Genomic DNA, 1,660 nt, shown 5'->3' with positions numbered 1-1,660 from the left:
GCTCCTACAGGTTTGGCGTGAACCTTCAATTCTCGAGCACACCGCAAATCCGTAGGAGCCCGGCTTGCTGGCGATGGCGTTCCGGAGATTGCCATCGCCGGCAAGCCGGCTCCTACAAAGACGACCTGTCAGGGTTGCAGACGGCAGCCTTGGTGTTCGCCGATCCATTGCGCGCTGTTGCTGCGCCCCATGCCGCTGACCGTCACGCGTTTGCCGGCGGCGTCATCGGCAAAACCGCTGAAGGGCAGCCATTGCTTCACATAGCCACGGCAATACTCGGCGTCGTTGTTCATCACGTATCGGCACGAGCAGTATTCCTTGGCGGTGTAGGCGCTGATGATGTCCGGGAAGGCCCAAAGCGCCACGCGCTCGTGCCAGATCCAGCCAAGCAAGATGATCAGCAGGATCAACAACAGCGAACTGAACGGTCGGCGGCGGACAAACGGGCGACGGCTCATGGCTGCACCTTCCCGGCGAATGCCTTGCGCGCAAGGTTGAGCAATGCGTTGTGGCTGTAGCTACCGTCGCGGTCGTCGCCGTAGCGCACGATCACCAGTTTTTCGCTGGGGATCACGTACATCGCCTGACCCCAATGACCAAGTGCGGCGAAGGTGTCGGGGGGTGCATCGGGCCAGGGTTGTGCGGCGCCATCCACGGCGCGGTTGAGCCACCACTGACCGCCTGGCACAGCGTCGTCCTGATTCGCTTGATAGTGAGCGAAGGGCTCACGATTGAAGGTGACCCAGTCTTTGGGCAGCAATTGCCGGTCCCCCCAACGGCCGTCACGCGCCATCAACAGGCCGACTCGCGCCAGGTCGCGGGCGGTCAGGTAGGCATAGGACGAGGCGACGAAAGTGCCCGTGCCGTCGGTTTCCCACACCGCGTGACGAATCCCCAGCGGCTCGAACAGCGCGGTCCATGGATAGTCGGGATAACGCGCCGGGCCGACGATGTTCTTCAGCGCAGCGGACAACAGATTGCTGTCGCCGCTGGAATAGCGAAAAGCCTGGCCGGGTTTGGCGTACTCGGCGTGATCAGTGGTGAAGGCGGCCATGTCGTGATGGCCGCGGGTGTAGAGCATCGCCACCACCGAGGACTTCAACGGTGCGTATTCATAGTCTTCCTGCCAGTCCAGGCCCGAGGCCCAGTGCAGCAGATCGGCCAGGGTGATCGCCGGGTGTTTTTTCAGCGCTGGATAGAACTTCAGCGCCGGGTCCTGCAATTTGAACAGGCCTTCGCCATAGGCGACGCCGAGCACCGTGGCCATGAGGCTCTTGCTGATCGACCAGGTCAGGTGCGGTGTGTCGGCGCTGGTCGGGCCGGCGTAGCGTTCGTAGATCAACTGACCGTCGCGGATCACCAGCAAGGCGTCGGTGCGGATGCCCTTTCGGCTGATGTCATCTCGGGGTGGGAAGGCGTAGGTTTCCAGGGCTTGCAGCGCCGGGCCGCTCGGGGTCGGGCCAGTCGACCATTGCTCGACGGGCCAGGTTTCGGCCTGGGTCGAGAGGCTGAGCAGCAGCATGAAAAACAGGGACAAGCCTTTGAACATGGCGGGGGCTCGGCGGATTTGATTGCTGAGCCTAGTTGAGGTTTATGACAGATCTAAAATTTGTGTCGTCAATGAAGACGCCTTCGCGGGCAAGCCTCGCTCCTACAGAGG

At 62.1% G+C, this 1,660-nt stretch carries 2 protein-coding genes; both read right to left on the bottom strand.

The window, feature by feature from the left end; genetic code table 11:
* Positions 1 to 128: 128 nt before the first annotated feature.
* Positions 129 to 458, bottom strand: coding sequence for an amidase (locus KGB27_RS31345; RefSeq protein ID WP_223557384.1), 330 nt, complete (start codon positions 456 to 458; stop codon positions 129 to 131).
* Positions 455 to 1,549, bottom strand: a complete 1,095-nt coding sequence (locus tag KGB27_RS31340; RefSeq protein WP_223557383.1) for a serine hydrolase domain-containing protein — start codon at positions 1,547 to 1,549, stop codon at positions 455 to 457. The genes KGB27_RS31345 and KGB27_RS31340 overlap by 4 nt, the downstream gene beginning before the upstream one ends.
* Positions 1,550 to 1,660: the final 111 nt, after the last annotated feature.

The organism is Pseudomonas sp. BF-R-01 (genome assembly GCF_019946615.1).
Lineage (GTDB): Bacteria > Pseudomonadota > Gammaproteobacteria > Pseudomonadales > Pseudomonadaceae > Aquipseudomonas > Aquipseudomonas migulae.
This window is presented reverse-complemented; position numbering and strand designations above follow the sequence as displayed.